Here is a 19144-nt window from a genome sequence, read left to right on the forward strand (position 1 = left end):
CTCGCAGGAGTGATGAATGCCCGCCTTTGCCCGCGAGCTTGAGCACACGCTTCACAACGCCCTCGCCGAAGCGAGCCGGCGGCGGCATGAATATGCCACGCTCGAACACCTGCTGTTCGCGCTGATCGGCGACAGCCATGCCTCCGCGGTGATGAAGGCCTGCGGCGTCGATCTCGACCAGCTCGGCGAGGAGCTGACCGGCTATCTCGACAAGGAGCTTGAGCCGCTGCGCGCGGGCGATCAGGTCGATCCCAATCCCACGGCTGGCTTCCAGCGTGTCGTGCAGCGCGCGATCCTGCACGTGCAGTCTTCAGGCCGCGACGAGGTGACCGGCGCCAACGTGCTCGTCGCGCTCTTCTCGGAGCGAGAGAGCCACGCCGTCTATTTCCTGCAGCAGCAGGACATGACGCGGCTTGATGCGGTTTCGTATCTCAGCCACGGCATCGCCAAGTCGCCCTCGCTTTCCGAGCCGCGCGCGGTGCGCGGCGCGGACGAGCCGGCCGACGAGGCAAAGGACAAGGGCAATGCCAAGAAGCCCGCGGATTCGCCGCTGAAGCAGTTCTGCGTCAATCTCAACGACAAGGCGCTTTCGGGCAAGGTCGATCCGCTGATCGGCCGCGCCGCCGAGGTCGACCGCACGATCCAGATTCTCTGCCGCCGCTCCAAGAACAACCCGCTCTACGTGGGCGATCCGGGCGTGGGCAAGACCGCCATTGCCGAGGGTCTCGCGCGCAAGATCGTCGAAGGCGACGTGCCCGACGTGCTGAAAGACGCGGTGATCTATGCGCTCGACATGGGCGCACTGCTCGCGGGCACGCGCTATCGCGGCGATTTCGAGGAGCGGCTGAAGGGCGTCGTCAACGAGCTCGAGAAGATGCCCGAGGCGATCCTGTTCATCGACGAAATCCACACGGTGATCGGCGCAGGCGCCACGTCGGGCGGCGCGATGGATGCGTCCAACCTTCTGAAGCCCGCGCTTTCGGGCGGCGCGATCCGCTGCATCGGCTCGACCACCTACAAGGAATTCCGCAACCACTTCGAGAAGGACCGCGCGCTCCTGCGACGGTTCCAGAAGATCGACGTGAAGGAACCCTCGATCGAGGACACGGTGCGCATCCTGCTCGGCCTCAAGACCTATTTCGAAGAGCACCACAAGGTCCGCTACACCAACGAGGCCGTGAAGACCGCGGTGGAGCTGTCGGCGCGCTACATCAACGATCGCAAGCTGCCCGACAAGGCAATCGACGTGATCGACGAGGTCGGCGCCTCGCAGATGCTGTTGCCGCCCGCCAAGCGCAAGAAGGTCATCGGCGTGAAGGACGTCGAGGCCGTCGTCGCGACGATCGCGCGCATCCCGCCGAAGTCCGTGTCGTCCGACGACAAGAAGGTGCTGGCGACGCTGGAGCAGGACCTGAAGCGCGTCGTGTTCGGGCAGGACAAGGCGATCGAGACGCTCGCGTCAGCGATCAAGCTGTCGCGCGCGGGGCTCCGCGAGCCGAACAAGCCGATCGGCAACTACCTGTTCTCCGGCCCCACCGGCGTCGGCAAGACGGAAGTGGCGCGCCAGCTCGCCGCGATTCTCGGCATTCCGCTGCAACGTTTCGACATGTCGGAATATATGGAGCGCCACTCGGTGAGCCGCCTGATCGGCGCACCTCCGGGCTATGTCGGCTTCGATCAGGGCGGGCTCTTGACGGATGCCGTCGACCAGAACCCGCACTCGGTGCTGCTCCTCGACGAGATCGAAAAGGCGCACCCGGACCTGTTCAACATCCTGCTGCAGGTGATGGACGCCGGAAAGCTTACCGATCACCACGGCAAGACGGTCGATTTCCGCAACGTCATCCTCATCATGACGACGAACGCGGGCGCGTCGGACATGGCGAAGGAAGGCATCGGCTTCGGCTCCACCGTGCGCGTGGGCGAGGACGAGGAAGCCATCAAGCGTATGTTCACGCCAGAGTTCCGCAACCGTCTCGATGCCACGGTGCCGTTCGGCTACCTGCCGACGCCGGTCGTCGCGATGGTCGTGGACAAGTTCATCCTCGAACTCGAACTCCAGCTCGCCGACCGCGACGTCCACATCAAGCTTTCGGACGAAGCGAAGAGCTGGCTGATCGAGCGCGGTTACGACAGGCTCTACGGCGCGCGCCCGCTCGCCCGGCTCATCCAGACCACGATCAAGCAACCGCTCGCGGAAGAGCTGCTGTTCGGCAAGCTGGTGAACGGCGGCGAGGTCGTGGTCCACATCAAGGACGACCGACCGACATTCGAGATCATCGCGGCGGCACCAAAGCCGCGCGCCGCCAAAAAGGGCAAGACGGGCGAGGCGAAGGGCGGTAAGAAAACCGTCGATGCGTGATGAGCCTCAGACGGGCGAAGACAAGCCGATCAACCGCCGGAACCTGCTGATCGTTCTCGGCGGTCTCGGCGCGCTCTTGCTGCTTTCCAACATCGACGGACCCGGCTTCAGCCTCATTTCGGACGACGACGAAGCTGCGATCACGATCGATTCAAAGGGCGACGAGATCGAAGCCAAGGTGGAGCGGATCGAGGCGGCCGTCGAGAAGCGCCTGGAGGGAGCCGCCGAACGCATCGAAGCGGCCGAAACGGGCGCCCGCGTCAATGAAGACGAACTTGATACGGCGATCGAGGAACTCCGCGACGGCGATCCGGAGCGCTTTCTGAAGACCATCGAAGCGCTTTAGTCGCCCCGTCGGCGGCGACCCTGTTCGCGACCGTTCGTCCTGAAAACAGTGCGTTGTAGCGCACGGAGCGATTGCCCATCGCATCTCTCGCCCGCAAACTTCGTCGATGAAGGCACGGGGCCCCTGGCATGATTACCCCCGCGCGCTGCGCGAGCTGCTGCGCCGCGAGCCACAGTCGCTGCCGATGGTCGCCGCGAAGCTCGGCTGGTGCCGGGCGCGGCATGGCCTGGGACCTCGCGACTTCTTCGATTTCGAATTGCGACATCGCCCAACGTCGACGTGGCGCGATTATCTGAGTGATGTGCCGCACATGCGACGGATCATGCGCGCGCTTCACCCGGAGCACCTTGCGCGGCTCGCAAACGACAAGGTGCTGAGCACCGAGCGACTGATGGAACGGGGTGTACCGGTCGCGCCGGTCTACGTGGTCGCCGGACGCGACACCCAGAGCCATCCGGCAGGCGGGCGCCTCTCGGTCGTCAACGATGCCGCGACACTGAGGCGATGGCTTGAAGGCGCGCCGGATCGCCTGTTCTGCAAGCCCGCGACGGGCTCATTCGGGAACGGCGTTTTCCGCGCGCACCGCGACGGCGCACATTGGCGCGTCGGTGGCATTTCGATGTCGGCGGCCGCTTTCGCGGAGCATCTGCTGGGACAGGACGACCGGTCGGGAACGCTTGTCAGCCCCGAGCTTCGCAATCATCCTGCGCTGGCCCCGATCGCGGCTGACCTCGGTCTCTCCGCGACGCGCGTCTATACAGCGTATACCACGACCGGAATCGAGATCTTCTGCACCATCCAGAAGGTCATGACGACGCCGGCGCTCGCGGACAACTTCCACGACGGCAGCACAGGCCATCTGCTGTGTTTTGTCGATCCTGAAAACGGCTGCATCACCCGCGCATATGGCCGTGATCCCGACGATCAAATCCGGCTCAGCACCTACGAGACGCACGCCCTGACGGGCGCCCATTTCACCGGCTTTCCCATTCCGTTCTGGAACGAGATACTGGAGGTCGCCCGCGCAGCGACCGAAGCCATGCCCGAATTGCCCCTCCCCGGCCTCGACATCGCATTGACGGAGACCGGGCCGGTGGTGCTGGAATCGAATGCCTATTGCTTCGCCATCGCACCGCAACTGCAGTTCGGTGGACTACGCCCGACCCTTGAAAGCCTGCTGCCCCGTCTCGCGGTCGATCCGGAGCGGCGCGACGATGCGCTGTGGGCCCTGCGCACCGGCGAGCCGGGCGCCCGCCGCAACACGCACTGACGAATCAGGCGCACCAGCTGCCGTCGAGCAGCTTGATGATGCCCGAGAAGTCCTTCGCCGCACCACCGAGGTTCGAGAAAGCTTGATAGAGCGCTTCGGCCTGTGCGCCCATCGGCGTCGCGGCATTCGACGCAGCGGCGGCTTCCATGGCGAGCTTCAGATCCTTCAGCATCAGTGCGGCGGCAAAGCCGCCCTCGTAATCGCGGTTGGACGGCGCGGCAGGCACCGGGCCCGGGACCGGACAATAGCTCGTCATCGACCAGCACTGACCGCTCGCCTTCGAGGAAATATCGAAGAAGACCTGCGCGTCGAGGCCGAGTTTCTCGGCGAGCGCGAACGCTTCGCACGTGCCGATCATCGAGATGCCGAGCAGCATGTTGTTGCAGATTTTCGCTGCCTGCCCGGCACCCGCGCCGCCCGCGTGGATCACCGCCTTGCCCATGCGCGAGAGAATCGGCTCGGCGCGGCCGAACGCCGCCGCCTCACCGCCAACCATGAAGGTGAGTGTGCCGCCCGACGCCGCCGCAACGCCGCCCGAAACCGGCGCATCGACCATCGCGAAGCCCTGCGCGGTTGCGGCTTCGACAACCTTGCGCGCCGTCACCACGTCGATCGTCGAGCAGTCCATGAACAACGCGCCCGACTTAGCCGCACCAAAGACCTCGCCATTGTAGACGGCTTCGACATGCTTGCCGGCGGGCAGCATGGTGACGACAGCGTCCGCGCCCGAAACCGCCTCCGCAGCGCTGCCTGCAACCGTGCAGCCGTCGCCCTTCGCGCGTGCGAGCGCATCGGCGCTGAGATCGAAGGCGCGCACGGCGTATCCCGCCTTCGCAAGGTTTGCCGCCATGCCCGAGCCCATGTTGCCGAGCCCGATGAATGCGATTGTCTCCGCCATGCCGATCTCCCCTTGTCTTGTCAGGGGCAAGGTCTAGCCACGCGCGGCGGCAAAAGAAAAGGCCCGGCGCGCCGAAACGCACCGGGCCTTTTTGCAGGTCGTAGCTGCGAAAATGCTATTCGCGATTTCCGAACAGCTGCAGCATGAACATGAACATGTTGACGAAGTCGAGGTAGAGCGACAGCGCGCCCATCACCACGGCCTTGCCGACGAAGTCGCTGCCCGCGACCTGGAAGTACATGTTCTTGATGCGCTGCGTGTCATACGCCGTCAGGCCCGCGAAGATCAGCACGCCGATCACCGAGATCACGAACTGCATCACCGACGAGCCGAGGAACATGTTCACCACGCTCGCGATGATAAGGCCGATGAGGCCCATCACGAGGAACGTGCCGAAGCCCGACAGATCCTTCTTCGTCGTGTAGCCGAACAGGCTGAGACCCGCGAAGGCGCCCGCCGTGATGAAGAACATGCGCGCGATCGATGTGCCCGTATAGGTCAGGAAGATCGTCGACATCGACAGGCCCATCACCGCTGCAAAGGCCCAGAAGATGCCCTGCGCGGCAGGCGTGGACAGCTTGTTGATGCCGAAGCTCAGCACCATCACGAAGGCGAGCGGCGAAAGTATCAACACCCACGCGAGCAGACCGCCCTGCGAAAAGACCTGCGCCGCCATGCCGCTGTTCGCGAACAGCAGCGCCACGATGCCGGAAAGAAGCACGCCGGAGGCCATATAGTTGTAGACCGACAGCATGTATTTGCGAAGGCCGGCGTCAAAAGCGACACCTTCGGCCGTTGTCGCCGGGCGACCGTAAGCCAGGCGAGGATCCGTCTGGTTCACCATGTTATTCACTCTCCCATTCGCCGGGTCATCCGGCTTGCCCCTGCAATATCGTGTGGATTGGCCTTGGCTTCAAGGAAAACCGGACCAATTCACTATAGATTTCTGAGCGCGCGTGCCGGGCGCGCGCCGAGAGCGCTCCATGAACCCACCAGGCTGAGCAGCAGAATCGCCGCTGCGCCGAGCACGACGGTGAGAATCACGGGCCGCCAGACAGGGAGCCATTCCAGCTCGAAAACCTGCGTTACGACGTACCAGCCGCCCGCCGTGCCGAGGCCTAAGGCGATGGCGGAGAGCGCGATCGCGAGCAGCGCATATTCGGCAAGCAGGCTGAGAAGAACCTGCCCCCGGGTGGCGCCCAGGACCTTCAGCATTACCGAATCATAGATGCGGGCGCGCCGCGCCGCTGCGATCGCTCCGACGAGGACGGCGATCCCCGCCGCGATCGCGACCGAGGCGGCGGCGCGCACGGCGGTCGACATCTGGCCGAGCAGCGCGCCCGCATTTTCGATGACATCGCCGACGCGGATCACGGACGCCGACGAGAACGACCGCACCACGGCGCGCGACACGGCGGGCACCTCGGCGGGCGATACCGTGACCGTCGCCATGGAACTGTGGGGGGCGCTTTGGATGAGACCGGGCGAATAGACGAGCGCGAAGTTGAAGCCGAGCGAATCCCAGTTGATCTCCCGGAAGCTCGCGATCGTCGCGGGGAGATCGACGCCGAGCACCGAGACGGTGATGGTGTCGCCGACCTTGAGACCGAGCGCTTCGCCCACCTCCGCGTCCATCGAAACGAGCTGCGGCCCGCGATAATCCTCTGGCCACCATTTGCCCGAAACGATGCGATTCCCCTCGGGCAGCGCCGCCGAATAGGTGAGGCCCCGGTCGCCGCGGAGGATCCACGCGCCTTCGGGCACGTCCTTCATTTCCGAAACGAGCGTCCCGTTCACGGCCACGACCGGCCCGCGCAGCGACGGCACGGTTCGGATCGCGGCGCCGGGCGCAGCGTCCAGCACGGTCTTTCGGAACGCAGCGGCTTCCCCGGCGGGAATATCGACGACGAACAGGCTCGGCGCCTCGCGCGGCAGCGCCTCGTCGATCTGGCGCGAAAGATTGGTTTCGATCACGGCGAGCGTCGCGAACAACGTGAGCCCGAGCCCGAGCGCGACGACGAGCTGCCGTGTCATCGATCCCGGCCTGTGGAGATTGCCGAGCGCAAGCCGCAGCAGCGGCTGCTTCGGTCGCGGCAGGCGCGCGGCAAGTGCCCGGATGCCGAGCGCGAGAACCGCGAGCAGCGCCATGAGGCCGAGCGCAGCGGCGATGAACACGGCGGCGAACAGCGGCTCGCGCGCCTGCACGACCGCGACGGCGGCGATCACGAGTGCGGCGCCGAAGCTGAGCGCCACCACCTCGAGCGGCGGGCGGGCGATACGTTCGACCCCGGCGCGAAACAGGCGGGCGGCGGGAACGTCGCGCGCCTTCGCGAGCGGCCAGATCGCAAACGCGGCCGCCGCGAGCAGGCCGTAGAGGACCGCGGTGAGCAGAGGCACAGGATAGACGCCGAGTTCAGGCGGAACCGGCAGCGCATCACCAGCGAAGGCCACGACGATCGCAGGCACGAACGCACCCGCCACCGCGCCGAGGATGACGGCGCCGAGCGCGATCAGCCCCACCTCGATCATATAGATGCGGAAGATCGTGCGCGAATCCGCGCCGACGCTTTTCAGCGCCGCGATCGAACGCGTCTTGCCGTCGAGGTATGAGCCGACGCCGTTGCCGACACCGACACCGGCGACAAGCAGCGCGGTAAGGCCCACGAGCGTCAGAAACTGGCCGAGCCTTTCGATGAAACGCCGTGTTCCGGGGGCGCCGTTCGAGCGGTCCTGTATGCGCCACGCCGCTTCCGGGAAGCGCTTGTTGAGTGATTCCGTCACGGATTCAGGGGAAACGTCGGGCGGCAGTTTCAGGCGGTAGTGCGTGCGATAGAGGCTGCCGGGCTGTCGAAGCCCCGTCTGCCCCAGCGTTTCGAGCGACATGAGCAGCGTCGGCCCGAGCGTGAACCCCTCGCCGACCTTGTCGGGCTCTTCGGCGAGCACGCCGGTGATGCGCACGCGCGCGTCGCCTACGCCCACCGTGTCGCCGATGCGGGCGCCGAGCCGGTCGAGCGCGGCCTGATCCACAACGAGCCCGTTCGCTTCCAACGCGTCCGCAAGCGGCAGACCGCCCTCAAGGCGCACGCTCCCGTAGAAGGGATAGGTGCCGTCGACGGCCTTCAGTTCACCGAGCACGCTTTCAGCACCGTCGAGCCGGCTCGCCATCGCGCGCATCCGCACCACTTCACCGACACTGCCGAAACCACGGAATGCCGCGATTTCGGCCGCGCTTGCCTGGCGCTGTGTCAGCGCGATGTCCACATCGCCGCCCAGGATCGACTGCCCCTTTTCGGAAAGCGACGTGACGATGGCGGCGGAAAGGCTGCCGACACCCGCGAGCGCGGCGACGCCGAGGAACAGGCAGACCGCGAGCAGCCGCAGCCCGGCAAGGCCGCCGCGCAGGTCGCGTAGCGCGAGCTTCAGCGGCAGGTTCAAGCGACGGTCTCGCGCACGATCTGCCCGTCGCGCATTTCGACGATGCGCCCGCAACGCGCCGCAAGCTCGGTATCGTGGGTGATGAGGACGAGCGTGGTATCCTGCGCGCGTTGCCGCTCGAACAGCAGCTCGACGATCTCGTGGCCGGTCGCGGCGTCGAGGTTGCCGGTGGGCTCGTCGGCGAAGAGGATGCCGGGGCGCGGCGCCGTGGCGCGCGCGATGGCGACGCGCTGCTGCTCGCCGCCCGAAAGCTGCGAGGGGTAGTGCGTCAGCCGGTGGCCGAGGCCGACCGCCTCAAGCTCAGCACGTGCGCGCGCTTCCGCGTCGGGAACGCTGCCAAGCTCCAGCGGCACCGACACGTTCTCAAGCGCCGTCATGGTGGGCAGCAGGTGAAACGCCTGCAGCACGATGCCGATGCGGCCGCGCCGCGCGCGGGCGAGCCCGTCTTCGTCGAGCGCGCCGAAATCCTGCCCGGCAACGCCGATCCGCCCGCCGCTCGCACGTTCGAGGCCGGAGAGCACCGCCATAAGCGAAGACTTGCCGGACCCCGAAGGACCGAGGATCGCAACGCTTTCGCCGCGCTTCACCGACAAGCTGACGCCGCGCAGGATTTCGACCGCGCCCGCGCCTTCGCCGAGCGTAAGGGTGACATCGCGCGCATCAATCACGATATTGGAGGGCGCCGAGGAGATATCGTTCAAGGGGATCCGCTTTGTCCGGTTGGAGCATGTTTCGTATGTATGGGGATGCCGCGCGCTTTGTCCAAGCCGTGATTGCCGCTTTTCTGCTGTTCGTCGGCGCGAGTCCGTCCTTTGCAGAAACGCGTACGATCGTTGCGTATGGTGATTCGCTGATGGCGGGATATCAGCTGAAGCCGGGCGAGGGCTTTGCGCCGCAGCTCGAAAAGGCGCTGAAGGCGAAGGGCCATTCGGTACGCGTGGTGAGCGGCGCAGTTTCGGGCGACACCACGGCGGCGGGGAAAGCGCGCATGGCGTGGGTGCTCGGCGGGCTGAAGGCGAAGCCCGATCTCGTCATCCTCGGCCTCGGCGCCAACGACATGCTGCGCGGCCTGCCGCCTGTGCAGGCGCGCGCCAACCTCGATGCGATGATCGCCGACTTCAAGAAGCGCGGCAGCAAGGTGCTCGTCGCGGGAATGCTCGCCGCGCCCAACATGGGAAAGGCCTATGCGGCGGAGTTCAACGGCATGTACCCGGCGCTCGCGAAGAAGCACGCCGTGCCGCTCTACCCGTTCTTCATGAAGGGCGTCGTCGCGAACAAGGCGCTGCTGCTCGGCGACGGTATGCATCCGAACCCCAAGGGCATTTCCGTGATCGTGCAGGGCATCTTGCCGAGCGTCGAGGCGGCGCTCCGCTAGTGCACCGGCTGTTCGTCGGGATCGACCTGCCGCACGCGGTAAAGGACGCGCTCGTCGCGCGCATGGGCGGCGTACTTGGCGCACGCTGGCAGAGCGAGGACCAGCTTCACCTCACGCTGCGCTTCGTGGGCACGGTCGACACGCACACGGCAAACGCCGTCGCCGAAGCGCTGGCGACGATCCGCGCGCGCGCGTTTGACCTCTCCACAACGCGCACGGGCATCTTCGAGCGCAAGGCCCGCATCGAAACCTTGTGGGTGGGCGTCGAACCGCAGGAGCCTGTCAAGGCGCTGCACAACAAGGTCGATCGCGCGCTGCAACTCGTCGGCATCGCGCCCGAGATGCGAAGCTACCTGCCGCACATCACGCTCGCGCGTTTCTCCGGCACGGCGGGTCCGCTCGATGCCTTCCTGCGCGAGGGCTTTCCGCCGGTCAGCTTCACCGTAGATGCGATCACCCTGTTCGAGAGCCGCCTCACCACCGAGGGCGCGGACTACAGCGTCGTCGCGCGCTGGCCGCTGATCGCCTGAAGCAGCCCGCGCACGCCGTCTTCCACGAGCTGGAACGTCTCGGCAAAACCCTCGTCGCCGCCGTAATAGGGGTCAGGCACGTCGCCGCCCTCGGCATGGTCGAGCAGCAACGACACCGCCGCCCGCGCGCCATCCGGCCGCATGGCGAGCAGGTCCGCGAGGTTCTTCGCGTCCATCGCCACGATATGGTCGAAGCGGTGGAAATCCTCTTCCGTCACCTGCCGCGCACGCAGCATCGAGATGTCGAGACCTCTTCGCAGCGCCTCCGCCTGCGCGCGCGGATCGGGCGCGCGGCCGATGTGCCAGTCGCCCGTCCCCGCGCTGTCGATCTCCAGCGCCGCGCTTTCCGCCTCCGCCAGCCGCCGCATCGCGCCCTCCGCGAGCGGCGAGCGGCAGATGTTGCCTAGGCAAACGAACAGGACCGAAGTCGTCATCGCGATTTCCATGCTTTCGATTTGAGAGCGCTGTGTTAGCCACGATGCAACCGGCTGGACAAGGGCCGGCATCTCGAAACTGGGGAGGGTCGAGAGCATGAACGACGCAGCCGCAATCCTGGAAGCGCGCAAGGGCGAGGTCGGGGGGCCATACGCCTGGTACGTGCTCGGCGTGCTCGTGCTCGTCTATGTGCTGAATTTCATCGACCGTCAGATCATCTCGATCCTCGCGGAGGACATCAAGGCCGACCTCGGCGTCACCGACGCCGACATGGGCTTCCTCTACGGCACCGCCTTCGGCGTGTTCTACTCGCTGTTCGGCATCCCGCTCGGGCGGCTTGCGGATATGTGGTATCGCGGTCGCCTGATGACGATCGGCCTGTCGGTCTGGTCGGCGATGACCGCGCTTTCGGGCTTCGCGCAGAACTTCGGCCAGCTCGCCGCCGCACGTATCGGCGTCGGCATCGGCGAGGCCACGGCGAGCCCCTGCGCCTTCTCGATCATCTCGGATTATTTCCCGCGTGAAAAGCGCGCCACCGCGCTCGCCATCTATTCGAGCGGGCTCTATCTCGGCGGCGGCCTGTCGCTGTTCATCGGCGGCGTCATCGTGCAGAGCTGGAACCGCGCGTTTCCCGATGGCGGCCCGCTCGGCCTCGCCGGCTGGCAGGCGGCGTTCCTTGCCGTCGGCCTGCCGGGGCTGCTTCTCGCGCTGTGGGTGCTCACCCTACGCGAGCCGCTGCGCGGCATGTCCGAAGGCATATTGAGCCCGCCCGAGCCCTCCCCGTGGCCGAAATTCTTCACCGAACTGTCGAGCGTCATTCCGCCCTTCACGCTGGTACAGGCGGCGCGCGTCGGCGGGCGCGCGTTCGCGGTCAATCTCTCGGGGCTCATCGTCGTCGTGCTCGGCGCGGCCGCGATGATCATGCTCACCGGCGACACGCTGCAATGGGGCGCCATCGGCATCGGCTGCTATTCGGTGTTCTCTTGGTCGCAGTCGCTGAAACGCCGCGACCCGCCGACCTACCAGCTCATCTGGGGCACGCCGACATTCCTGCTCGCCATCCTCGGCTTCGGATCGATCGCGTTCGTCACCTACGCGGTCAGCTTCTGGTCCGCGCCCTATGCGATCCGCACCTTCGGCGCCGATCCGGCAATCGTCGGGCTGATCATCGGCGGCGTTGGCGCGGCGGGCGGCTTCATTGGCGTGATCGCGGGCGGACGCCTTGCGGACTGGGCCAAATCGCGCTGGCAGGCAGGCGACATTCTCGTGGCGACCCTCGGCGTCATTGTTCCCGCACCGCTCATGCTCCTCGTCTACACCACGGAGAGCCTGACGATCTTCTATCTGGCGTTCGTACCCATGGCGATCATCAACAGCTGCTGGGTGGGCATCGCCGCCGCGACCAGCCAGAATCTCGTGCTGCCGCGGATGCGCGGCGCTGCCACCGCGACCTATTTCCTCGGCACCACGCTCGTCGGCCTCGGCCTTGGACCGTATTTCGCGGGCAAGATGTCGCTCATCACCGGCAGCCTCGGCACGGGCATCCTCAGCCTGCTCATTGCCGGGCCGGTCACACTCATCTGCCTCTGGTTCGTCTGGCGTCAGCTTCCGCAGGCCGAGGCAACGCGCATGGACCGTGCGGCCGCCGCGGGCGAGGTGTACGCAGGCCAAGCCTGACGCTTTTTCCAGAATTGCGCCCGTGCCGAAACGCCGTCACTCTTGGGGCAGGCAGGAATCGGGGAGGTCATGATGTCGGGTTACGACTACATCATCGTGGGAGCAGGGTCGGCGGGCTGCGTGCTTGCCAATCGCCTGTCGGCGGACCCGAAGACGCGCGTTCTTCTCGTCGAGGCGGGCGGCAAGGATTCGTCCTTTCTCATCCACATGCCCGGCGGGCTTTCCAAGATTATCCCGCCCGAAAACGAGCACGCCACGAACTGGTGTTTCTGGACCGAACCGCAGAAGCATCTCGACGGCCGCCGCCTCTATTGGCCGCGCGGGCGCGTGCTCGGCGGTTCCTCCTCGATCAACGGCATGGTCTATATCCGCGGGCACGCCAGTGATTACGACCGCTGGGCGCAGATGGGCTGCACGGGCTGGGGCTGGGACGACGTCCTGCCGTACTTCCGCCGCTCCGAAACGAGCGAGCGCGGCGCCGATGACTATCACGGCGGCGACGGCCCGCTCCACACGGGGCGCCGCGGCCTTCCGAGCCCGCTTGTCGACGCCTTCATCAAGGCCGCGGCCGAAGCCGGCCACCCGGTCACCGACGATTTCAACGGCGCGCAGTTCGAAGGCGCGGGCCGCTATGATTCGACGATCAAGAACGGCGAGCGCTGGTCTGCCGCGAAAGGCTATCTGAAGCCGATTCTCGACCGCCCCAATCTCGATGTGCTCACCGATGTGCTCGTCGAGCGCATCACCTTCAACGGGCGTCAGGCGACCGGCATCGCCTATCTGAAGAACGGAAAGGCAGAAACGGCCTCCGCGCGCGAGACGATCGTCTGCGGCGGCGCGGTGAACTCGCCGCAGCTGCTGATGCTCTCCGGCATCGGACCCGCCGCCCATCTCGCGGAGCACGGCATCGCGGTCGTGCACGATGCGCCGGACGTCGGCGGCAACCTGCAGGATCATCTCGATATCCTGATGCAGTGGACGTGCACGCAGCCGATCACGCTCAACAAGAACGCGGGCTTCCACAACAAGCTGCTCGCGCTCGGCAATTGGGTGCTGCGCCGCGACGGTTCGGGCGCCTACATGCCCACCCCGGCAGGCGCTTTCCTCTCCACGCGGCCGGGCCTTGCCGCGCCGGATATCCAGATCCACTTCATGCCCGTGCTGGGAGAGCCGCATGGGCGCGGCACGCTCGGCCGGCAGCACGGCTATGCCATGCACATGTGCCAGCTCCGTCCCGAAAGCCGCGGCACGATCCGCCTCCAGTCCGCCGATCCCAACGCGCATCCGGCGATCGACCCCAACTATCTTTCCGCGCCCGGCGACCTCGAAACCCTGCTCGCAGGCATCGAGATCACGCGGAACATCGGGCGGATGCCGGCGCTGGCGCCCTTCCGCGGCAAGGAGGTCTGGCCCGGCGAAGGCGTCACGGCGCGGGAGGACATCGCGACCGCGCTGAAGGCATGGGGCGAGACGATCTATCACCCGATCGGCACCTGCCGCATGGGCGCGGACGAACGCTCGGTCGTCGATATCCGGCTTGCCGTGCGCGGCGTTTCCGGCCTGCGCGTCGTCGATGCCTCGGTGATGCCGGCGCTCATTTCCGGCAACACCAACGCGCCGACCATCGCGATCGCCGAAAAGGCGGCCGACATGATCCTCGCGGATGCCAGGCAAGCGCTCGCGGCATGATCACGCCGTTCGAGATCCCGATCGAACCCGAGGAGGCGGAATGGGTCCGCCGCCGTGTCGAGGCCTTCCGCTTCTTCGAGGAACCGCAGGATGCGGGCTGGCGATACGGCGCGAACCGCGCCTATCTCGAACGCTTGCGCGATTACTGGCTCACTGCATTCGACTGGCCCGGCGCGGTCGCGCGTCTCAATCGGCATCCGCACGTTCGCGCCGAGGTGCTGCCGGGTTTCCGCCTGCACTGCATCCACAAGCGCTCCTCGCACCCCGATGCGAAACCGCTGCTCATCGCGCATGGCTGGCCGGGATCGATCCTGGAATTCGATGCGATCATCGAACGGCTCGCGGAGCCTGAAGACGGCTCACCGGCCTTTCACGTGGTTGCACCCTCGCTCCCCGGCTATGCGTGGTCGGACAAGCCGAAATCCCCCATCGGCCCGCGCGCGGTTGCGAAGCTCTACGACAGCCTGATGGGCGTGCTCGGCTACGAGCGCTACATCTATCAGGGGGGAGACTGGGGCAGCGTCATCGGCGGCTGGATCGGCCTCGATTCCGCGCGTGTCACTGCGGTCCACCTGAACGGTTTTGGCCTCCGCCCGGCGAACATGCAGCCGACAACAGAGGAAGAAACGCTCTGGCTCAAATGGGCCATGCAGATTCGCGCGACCGAAACCGCCTATCTGCAGCTTCAGGGCACCAAGCCGCAAAGTCTTGCCTACGCGATGATGGATTCGCCGATGGGCATTGCCGCGTGGCTTGCCGAAAAATTCTGCGGCTGGAGCGATGTCGGCGCGCACAATCCGGAGCCGCCGTTCAGCATGGATCAGATGCTCACCAACATCATGATCTATCTGACGACGCGCAGCTTCCACACCGCCACATGGATTTATCGTGGCCTCTTCGACGAGGGCGGTTTCACGATCCCGGACGGGCGGCGCATTGAGGTGCCGACCGGTGTCGCCGCCTTCCCGCACGACCTGCTCGCCTTCCCGCCACGCGCGATGGCCGAGCGCGGCTATAACATCGTGCACTGGACGAAAATGCCGCGCGGCGGCCACTTCGCCAGTCTCGAAGAACCGGAGTTATTCCTCGCGGACCTCAGAAAATTCGCCGCCGCCCTATGACCCCTCTCCCGCCCGCGGGAGAGGATGCGAAGCCTTGCCGGCAAGCCGGCTAGGCGAAGTTGGTGAGGGTGGTGGCCCGCCGCACGCGCTCGGAAATCGAAACCCCGATCCGGTCGCCCAGCAACACGATCTCCCCGCGCGCGATGAGTTCGTCATTCGCATAGATCCACACGGGATCGTCGCGGCGCGCATCGAGATCGATCACAGCGCCCCGCCCCATCTTCAGGAGCTGGCGGATCGGCATCTGTGTGCTGCCGATAACGACCGAAATCTCGACCTTGATCCTTTCGATAACGCTCATGACCGCCTATCTGCGTTTCGGATTTCGGGCATGATGCGCCGGATAGGGTTAGAACGGGGTAAAGAGATGCCCGAGTGGCGGGTGGAAAGCGGACTTGCCGATTATGCCGAAACGCTGGCGGCGATGGAGCAGCGCGCGGCCCATATCCGGGAAGGCCAAGCGGGCGAGTTGATCTGGCTCGTCGAACATCCGCCGGTCTACACCGCCGGCACCAGCGCGGACGCGGCAGAGCTGCTCGCCCCCACGCGCTTCCCTGTGTTCTCGACCGGCCGCGGCGGGCGCTACACCTATCACGGGCCGGGACAGCGCGTTGGCTACCTGATGCTCGATCTGGAGCAGCGCGGCCGCGATCTCAGGGGCTTCATCTGTTCGGTCGAGCGCTGGCTGATCGCGGCGCTTGCCGATTTCGGCGTCTCGGCGCGCGCGATACCCGGCCGTGTCGGCGTGTGGACGGATACGCCCGCGGGCGAGGCGAAAATCGGCGCGATCGGCGTGCGCGTGCGTCGCTGGGTCAGCTTCCACGGCTTTTCGCTGAACGTCACGCCAGATCTGGAGCACTTTTCCGGCATCGTGCCCTGCGGGCTTGCCGAATACCCCGTCACCAGCCTGGCAGGCCTCGGCATAGAAGCGTCGATGGCCGACGTCGACGCCGCGCTGCAACGGCACTGCCCGTTTCTGTAGGCTTCAGGCCGCGCGGCGGCCGGCGTTATCGTCCATGCGCGCCGGACGCGGCTTGCCGAACAGGAAGCCCTGCCCGAGCGCAACGCCCGCACGGCGCACCGAAGCTGCCTGCTGTTCGGTCTCGACATGCGTGGCGATGACCTGCGTGCCGCCACGGACAAGCGTCTTCAGCACGCTCGGCTCTGCGGTCTCCAGCATCGCGGCGTCGAGCTTCAGGAAGCCCGGGCGGCGGAACAGGCCTTGCAGGCGCGGAAGGTCGCCAAGCGACACCTTGTCGACTGAGAACGCGAAGCCCATCGCCTCGATACCGCGCAGGTCGGCAGCAACCTCGGTATTGAGTGTAACGGCGGTCGCTGCGTCGATCTCGAACACGATGCGCTGCGACAGGGCCTTCTGCGCGCGCGCGAACGCGGTCAGCGCGGCGCGGAAGCTATCGCTCTGCAGCGAATCGCCCGAAAGGTTGCAGAACAGCCGGGTATCCATGTGCCGGTCGCCGATGCGGTGGCAGAGGCCGACGATGCTGGAAAGTTGCCGTGTGTCGATATCCGCGGCGCGGCCGGTGGCGCGGGCAGCCGGCAGGAATTCGGCGGGCATCATCAGCGTGCCCGTATGCGACCGCAGGCGGGAGAGCACCTCGTAGTGCAGCACGCGGCGATCCGGAAGGCCGACGATCGGCTGCAGATGCAGCTCGATCTGCGCGTCGTCGATCGGGTCGCCGGCGCGGTCCGCCAAGATAGCCGGGGGCGCTTTCCGTCCGCAGCGCGCGCTGACATGCGCCGCGAACTGCAGCAGGTTGTTCGCTGTCTCCAGCTTGGCGTCATGCGTTACCGGCGCGGCCGGACGAAGCGTTTCAAGCGCGGCCACACGCGCGCTGAGAGCCTCGATTTCAGCCTTCTGGTACGCCGCCGTCACGAAAGCGCGGCGCGCGAGTGCGTGCGTGCAGAAGAGAACGTCTGCGATGGCAAAACACAGCGCCGTGGCTGCCGAGGCTGCCGCCGCGATGACTGTCGGCACGGCCCAGAGCGCGGGACCGACGATCGCAAGCGCTGCAGCGCCCGCCGCATAGCAAACGAGCCGCAACGGCAATCCGGCATACACAGACATTCTGGTCCCCCGTAGGAAGTTCGTGGAGCGCAGACTGCCGGTCCGCGGTATAGAAATGGTTAACGCGGCATCAACCACGGAACGGTTCGCGCCCAACTCGCCTTGAGCCGGTGGCTGAATGCGGTTAGGTTGCGGGCGAAGCGGTGAAAAAATGCCACAGCAACAAGAATTAAGTCGGGGTAAAACGATGGGAAGCATTTCGAAACGCACGATTTTTGGGGTCTCGATGGCAATCGCCCTGGCGACGACCGCCTGCGGAAAGAGCGATGACGCCGGCCAGGAAGGCGAGAAGGCCGCCGTGGAAGGCGCGGCGGATGCGTCCGTATCGGATCTCGGCGCAGACGCGTCTACCGCAGATGCCATGTCTGTCGACGTGGCGGCGGGCGGCGTCGATCCGATGACCGATCCGGCGCTCGTGGACGTCGCACCGATCCCGGACACTCCTGCGTCGTCCGAAGAGGCTCCCGCGCAACAGTAATCTGACGGCCTTCGCGGCCAATTCTTGTGGGAGGATTTGTATGAGCCTTGCCGAAATCACCGACACGATGCGCAGCCGTGTCGGCGCAGGCGCCGGTCTTGGTAAAAGCGTGAAGTTCGATTTTGGCGACGACGGTGTCGTGCGCATCGACGACAGCGCCTCGCCTGCGGTCGTCGATAACGCGGACGTCCCGGTCGATTGCACGGTCAAGGTGTCGATGTCCGATTTCCTCGACATCGCGGACGGCAAGACCAACCCGCAGATGGCGTTCATGATGGGCAAGCTCAAGGTGGAAGGCGACATGTCGGTCGCCCTGCAACTAGGCAAGGTGCTTGGCTGATTCGGGGCCTGTTGCGGTGAGGCGTATCCGGTCTGCAGCTCTGGCGCTCGGCATCTGTCTTGCCGCTGCGCCGTCAGCGAATGCCGCGGTTGATCTCGGCGGCCCGCCGGTTCGTGCCATGACGGCCGAGGAAAGCGCGGCCCACGCGATCTGGCTGCTGCGCGCAGGGCTCAATGTCTCGGCGTTGCAGTGCCAGTTCTCGCCCTATCTCGCGACCGTCAGAAACTACAATCAGGTGCTGAAGCAGCATCAGCCCGAACTCGCGCGCGCCTATCAGACGCTGGAGAAGCATTTTCGCCGTCTCGATGGCAAAGCCGGCCGGCGCAGTTTCGACAGTTTCACCACCCGCATCTACAACAGCTTCTCGGCGCTGGAAGCGCAGCGCAGTTTCTGCGCGGCTGCCGGTGATGTGGGCCGGGAGGTGCTGTCATGGGGCCCGGGCAGTCTCGGCGGCCGGGCCGTGACGGCGGTTCAGCGATTGCGCTCGGCACTCATCGCCCAGCCTGATCCTTATCGCCAACACCAGCTCGGCTATGTCGTTCTGCCAAGGATCCCGGATCCGTGCATCGACAAGCGCGGTAAGCCGATCAAGCGCTGCAAGATCTGATCGGCTTCACAGGGCGGCGCCGTCGCCAATCGTCCGCCGCATAGAAAAAGGGCCGCCTCTGAGAGGCGGCCCTTTCCGGTTGCGGGGCGGCGATTTTCACACCGCCCCGTATTCCGTCGAGCTTACATCGAAGCTCCGCCGAAGTTGATTTCCACGCGGCGGTTCTGCGGTTCACGCACACCGTCGGCGGTTTCAACGAGCAGGCGGGTTTCGCCGAAGGCTTCGGACGCGACTGCCGTTTCCGGCACGCCCTGACCCACGAGGTACTTGCGGACCGCGTCAGCACGGCGCTGCGAGAGACCAACGTTGTAGTCGGCCGGGCCCGCGGCGTCGGCGTGACCGGCGAGCGTAACGCTGGCCTGGCCCGTTTCCTTGTACGCCTGCGCGGCGCGGTTGAGGATGTCCGCTGCATCCGTCGTGATGTCCGACTTGTCGAAGTCGAAGAACACGATGAACGGTCCCGGCGTCGGCGGCGGGGGCGGCGGCGGGACCGTT

At 66.0% G+C, this 19144-nt stretch carries 20 protein-coding genes; 12 read left to right on the forward strand and 8 right to left on the reverse strand.

Annotation, left to right across the window (positions count from 1 at the left end):
- Nucleotides 1-16 precede the first annotated feature (16 nt).
- From clpA to H2052_RS16395, 3 genes are all read left to right on the forward strand, one after another.
- Entirely contained in the window at nt 17-2362 is a 2346-nt protein-coding gene (gene clpA / locus H2052_RS16385) for an ATP-dependent Clp protease ATP-binding subunit ClpA (RefSeq protein ID WP_293784119.1), read from the forward strand.
- The gene (locus H2052_RS16390; protein ID WP_293784122.1) at nt 2355-2708 is read left to right on the forward strand and encodes a hypothetical protein; all 354 of its coding nucleotides are present in this window, start codon (nt 2355-2357) and stop codon (nt 2706-2708) included. Before clpA ends, H2052_RS16390 begins: the two co-directional genes overlap by 8 nt.
- A gap of 106 nt (nt 2709-2814) precedes the next feature.
- Nucleotides 2815-3978: a sugar-transfer associated ATP-grasp domain-containing protein gene (locus H2052_RS16395; RefSeq protein WP_293784125.1), complete on the forward strand. Its 1164-nt coding sequence runs from the start codon at nt 2815-2817 to the stop codon at nt 3976-3978.
- 4 nt (nt 3979-3982) lie between these two features.
- Here the strand turns inward: H2052_RS16395 and mmsB are convergent, their stop codons facing one another.
- From mmsB to H2052_RS16415, 4 genes are all read right to left on the reverse strand, one after another.
- Complete coding sequence (mmsB, locus tag H2052_RS16400; RefSeq protein WP_293784128.1) at nt 3983-4876, reverse strand: 3-hydroxyisobutyrate dehydrogenase; 894 nt, start codon at nt 4874-4876, stop codon at nt 3983-3985.
- A 115-nt stretch (nt 4877-4991) separates the two neighbouring features.
- On the reverse strand, nt 4992-5720 hold the full coding sequence (locus H2052_RS16405; protein WP_293784131.1) for a Bax inhibitor-1/YccA family protein: 729 nt from the start codon (nt 5718-5720) through the stop codon (nt 4992-4994).
- Nucleotides 5721-5812: 92 nt separating this feature from the next.
- Nucleotides 5813-8311, reverse strand: a complete 2499-nt coding sequence (locus tag H2052_RS16410) for an FtsX-like permease family protein (RefSeq protein ID WP_293784134.1) — start codon at nt 8309-8311, stop codon at nt 5813-5815.
- Nucleotides 8308-9003, reverse strand: a complete 696-nt coding sequence (locus H2052_RS16415; protein WP_293784177.1) for an ABC transporter ATP-binding protein — start codon at nt 9001-9003, stop codon at nt 8308-8310. Before H2052_RS16415 ends, H2052_RS16410 begins: the two co-directional genes overlap by 4 nt.
- A 44-nt stretch (nt 9004-9047) precedes the next feature.
- On the opposite strand from H2052_RS16415, the gene H2052_RS16420 reads away from it, so the two are divergent.
- Nucleotides 9048-9686, forward strand: a complete 639-nt coding sequence (locus H2052_RS16420) for an arylesterase (RefSeq protein WP_293784180.1) — start codon at nt 9048-9050, stop codon at nt 9684-9686.
- On the forward strand, nt 9686-10216 hold the full coding sequence (thpR, locus tag H2052_RS16425; RefSeq protein ID WP_293784137.1) for an RNA 2',3'-cyclic phosphodiesterase: 531 nt from the start codon (nt 9686-9688) through the stop codon (nt 10214-10216). The genes H2052_RS16420 and thpR overlap by 1 nt, the downstream gene beginning before the upstream one ends.
- Here the strand turns inward: thpR and H2052_RS16430 are convergent.
- Nucleotides 10180-10650, reverse strand: coding sequence for a low molecular weight protein-tyrosine-phosphatase (locus tag H2052_RS16430; protein WP_293784140.1), 471 nt, complete (start codon nt 10648-10650; stop codon nt 10180-10182). The genes thpR and H2052_RS16430 overlap by 37 nt on opposite strands.
- Before the next feature lie 97 nt (nt 10651-10747).
- On the opposite strand from H2052_RS16430, the gene H2052_RS16435 reads away from it, so the two are divergent.
- The 3 genes from H2052_RS16435 (at nt 10748) to H2052_RS16445 (ending at nt 15138) form a co-directional block, all read left to right on the forward strand.
- Nucleotides 10748-12328 carry an MFS transporter gene (locus H2052_RS16435; protein ID WP_293784143.1) on the forward strand — a complete coding sequence of 527 codons (1581 nt, stop codon included), beginning with the start codon at nt 10748-10750 and terminating at the stop codon, nt 12326-12328.
- 72 nt (nt 12329-12400) lie between these two features.
- Complete coding sequence (locus tag H2052_RS16440) at nt 12401-14017, forward strand: choline dehydrogenase (RefSeq protein ID WP_293784146.1); 1617 nt, start codon at nt 12401-12403, stop codon at nt 14015-14017.
- The gene (locus H2052_RS16445; RefSeq protein WP_293784149.1) at nt 14014-15138 is read left to right on the forward strand and encodes an epoxide hydrolase family protein; all 1125 of its coding nucleotides are present in this window, start codon (nt 14014-14016) and stop codon (nt 15136-15138) included. Before H2052_RS16440 ends, H2052_RS16445 begins: the two co-directional genes overlap by 4 nt.
- 49 nt (nt 15139-15187) lie before the next feature.
- Here the strand turns inward: H2052_RS16445 and H2052_RS16450 are convergent, their stop codons facing one another.
- Nucleotides 15188-15439, reverse strand: coding sequence for a FliM/FliN family flagellar motor switch protein (locus H2052_RS16450; protein ID WP_293784152.1), 252 nt, complete (start codon nt 15437-15439; stop codon nt 15188-15190).
- 66 nt (nt 15440-15505) lie between these two features.
- Between H2052_RS16450 and lipB the strand changes: the two genes are divergently transcribed.
- Nucleotides 15506-16120: a lipoyl(octanoyl) transferase LipB gene (lipB, locus tag H2052_RS16455; protein WP_293784155.1), complete on the forward strand. Its 615-nt coding sequence runs from the start codon at nt 15506-15508 to the stop codon at nt 16118-16120.
- Between the two features lie 3 nt (nt 16121-16123).
- Here the strand turns inward: lipB and H2052_RS16460 are convergent, their stop codons facing one another.
- Nucleotides 16124-17224, reverse strand: coding sequence for an EAL domain-containing protein (locus tag H2052_RS16460; protein WP_293784158.1), 1101 nt, complete (start codon nt 17222-17224; stop codon nt 16124-16126).
- Nucleotides 17225-17450: 226 nt separating this feature from the next.
- Between H2052_RS16460 and H2052_RS16465 the strand changes: the two genes are divergently transcribed.
- From H2052_RS16465 to H2052_RS16475, 3 genes are read left to right on the forward strand one after another with little or no spacing between them, the layout of a single operon-like run.
- On the forward strand, nt 17451-17702 hold the full coding sequence (locus H2052_RS16465) for a hypothetical protein (protein WP_293784161.1): 252 nt from the start codon (nt 17451-17453) through the stop codon (nt 17700-17702).
- 40 nt (nt 17703-17742) lie between these two features.
- Nucleotides 17743-18042, forward strand: a complete 300-nt coding sequence (locus tag H2052_RS16470; RefSeq protein WP_293784164.1) for an SCP2 sterol-binding domain-containing protein — start codon at nt 17743-17745, stop codon at nt 18040-18042.
- Entirely contained in the window at nt 18035-18649 is a 615-nt protein-coding gene (locus H2052_RS16475) for a hypothetical protein (protein WP_293784166.1), read from the forward strand. Before H2052_RS16470 ends, H2052_RS16475 begins: the two co-directional genes overlap by 8 nt.
- Nucleotides 18650-18771: 122 nt before the next feature.
- Here the strand turns inward: H2052_RS16475 and H2052_RS16480 are convergent.
- On the reverse strand, nt 18772-19144 hold a 373-nt coding region (locus tag H2052_RS16480; RefSeq protein ID WP_293784168.1), incomplete at its 5' end, for an OmpA family protein.

The sequence above is a fragment of the Sphingosinicella sp. genome, assembly GCF_013911755.1.
In the GTDB taxonomy this organism is placed as follows: domain Bacteria; phylum Pseudomonadota; class Alphaproteobacteria; order Sphingomonadales; family Sphingomonadaceae; genus Sphingosinicella.

Bases quoted from the DNA above. Each gene is read 5' to 3' on its own strand.
- H2052_RS16450 (WP_293784152.1), bottom strand. From the start codon at position 15,439: ATGAGCGTTATCGAAAGGATCAAGGTCGAGATTTCGGTCGTTATCGGC.
- H2052_RS16430 (WP_293784140.1), bottom strand. From the start codon at position 10,650: ATGACGACTTCGGTCCTGTTCGTTTGCCTAGGCAACATCTGCCGCTCG.
- H2052_RS16470 (WP_293784164.1), top strand. From the start codon at position 17,743: ATGAGCCTTGCCGAAATCACCGACACGATGCGCAGCCGTGTCGGCGCA.
- H2052_RS16395 (WP_293784125.1), top strand. From the start codon at position 2,815: ATGAAGGCACGGGGCCCCTGGCATGATTACCCCCGCGCGCTGCGCGAG.
- clpA (WP_293784119.1), top strand. From the start codon at position 17: ATGCCCGCCTTTGCCCGCGAGCTTGAGCACACGCTTCACAACGCCCTC.
- H2052_RS16390 (WP_293784122.1), top strand. From the start codon at position 2,355: ATGCGTGATGAGCCTCAGACGGGCGAAGACAAGCCGATCAACCGCCGG.
- H2052_RS16460 (WP_293784158.1), bottom strand. From the start codon at position 17,224: ATGTCTGTGTATGCCGGATTGCCGTTGCGGCTCGTTTGCTATGCGGCG.
- H2052_RS16440 (WP_293784146.1), top strand. From the start codon at position 12,401: ATGTCGGGTTACGACTACATCATCGTGGGAGCAGGGTCGGCGGGCTGC.
- mmsB (WP_293784128.1), bottom strand. From the start codon at position 4,876: ATGGCGGAGACAATCGCATTCATCGGGCTCGGCAACATGGGCTCGGGC.
- H2052_RS16445 (WP_293784149.1), top strand. From the start codon at position 14,014: ATGATCACGCCGTTCGAGATCCCGATCGAACCCGAGGAGGCGGAATGG.
- lipB (WP_293784155.1), top strand. From the start codon at position 15,506: ATGCCCGAGTGGCGGGTGGAAAGCGGACTTGCCGATTATGCCGAAACG.
- H2052_RS16420 (WP_293784180.1), top strand. From the start codon at position 9,048: ATGTATGGGGATGCCGCGCGCTTTGTCCAAGCCGTGATTGCCGCTTTT.
- H2052_RS16405 (WP_293784131.1), bottom strand. From the start codon at position 5,720: ATGGTGAACCAGACGGATCCTCGCCTGGCTTACGGTCGCCCGGCGACA.
- H2052_RS16465 (WP_293784161.1), top strand. From the start codon at position 17,451: ATGGCAATCGCCCTGGCGACGACCGCCTGCGGAAAGAGCGATGACGCC.
- H2052_RS16435 (WP_293784143.1), top strand. From the start codon at position 10,748: ATGAACGACGCAGCCGCAATCCTGGAAGCGCGCAAGGGCGAGGTCGGG.